The sequence below is a fragment of the Streptomyces sp. NPDC051172 genome, assembly GCF_040682555.1.
Taxonomy (GTDB): Bacteria; Actinomycetota; Actinomycetes; order Streptomycetales; family Streptomycetaceae; genus Streptomyces.
Genome location: NZ_JBFBBE010000488.1, coordinates 1 through 1,042 on the forward strand (window position 1 = coordinate 1; position 1,042 = coordinate 1,042).

At 76.2% G+C, this 1,042-nt stretch carries 2 protein-coding genes; both read left to right on the plus strand.

What is annotated here, in order from left to right:
* Positions 1 to 691, plus strand: a 691-nt coding sequence (locus tag AB0N07_RS52140) for a sulfurtransferase (protein ID WP_365848162.1), incomplete at its 5' end; no start/stop codon positions are given.
* A 44-nt stretch (positions 692 to 735) separates the two neighbouring features.
* On the plus strand, positions 736 to 1,042 hold a 307-nt coding region (locus AB0N07_RS52145), incomplete at its 3' end, for an HIT family protein (RefSeq protein ID WP_365848164.1).

Genomic DNA, 1,042 nt, shown 5'->3' on the forward strand with positions numbered 1-1,042 from the left:
CCACGCCGGTCCGGCGGCGGGGCGCCACCCCCTGCCGGACGCGCGCCAGTTCGCGGAGACTGTGCGGATGTGGGGGATCGACGAGGGCGACACCATCGTGGTCTACGACGACGACCACGGCCTGTCCGCCGCGCGCGCCTGGTGGCTGCTGCGCCACGCGGGGCTGCGGGACTCCATGCTCCTGGACGGCGGCCTCGAGGCGTGGCGCGCCGCGGGCCTGCCCCTGCAGCCCGGTGAGGTCATCCCGGTGCCCGGCACCGCCCGGCCGTCCTGGGGCCGCATGCCCGTCGTGGACACGGCCGGGGCCGAGGCGATGGCCTCCGGCGGTCTGCTCCTCGACGCGCGGGCGGCCGAGCGCTACCGCGGGGAGGTCGAGCCCTTCGACCCCGTGGCCGGTCACATCCCCGGGGCGCGGAACGTGCCCACGGCGGAGAGCATCGCCGAGGACGGCCGCCTGCGGCCCGCCGCGGAGCTGGCGGAGCGGTTCGACGCCGTCGGCGTGGACGACGCCACTCCCGTGGCCGTGTACTGCGGCTCGGGCATCACCGCGGCGCACGCCGTGCTCACCCTGGCCGTCGCGGGGCGACCCGGAGTGGCGCTCTACCCGGGTTCGTGGTCAGCATGGGTCCAGGACCCGTCCAACGCCGTCGCGGTCGGCCCCGAGCCCGACGGCGCGTCCGGCCGGGACTGACGAGCCCCGGGGCCCCGCCCCGCCGACCCCTCAGGAGGACCCCCATGGCCACCGTCTTCAGCAGGATCATCGCCGGCGAGCTGCCCGCCCGCTTCGTGTGGCAGGACCAGACGTGCGTGGCCTTCCTGTCCGCCGCACCGCTCCAGCCGGGGCACACGCTCGTGGTGCCCCGTGAGGAGGTGGACGCCTGGGTGGAGGTCGACCCGGCGCTGGTCACGCACCTGACGACGGTCGCCCAGCAGATCGGCAAGGCACAGGTGGCGGCGTTCTCCGCGCGCCGGGCCGGGCTCATGATCGCCGGCTACGAGATCCCGCACCTGCACGTGCACGTGTGGCCCTCCACCTCGCTCG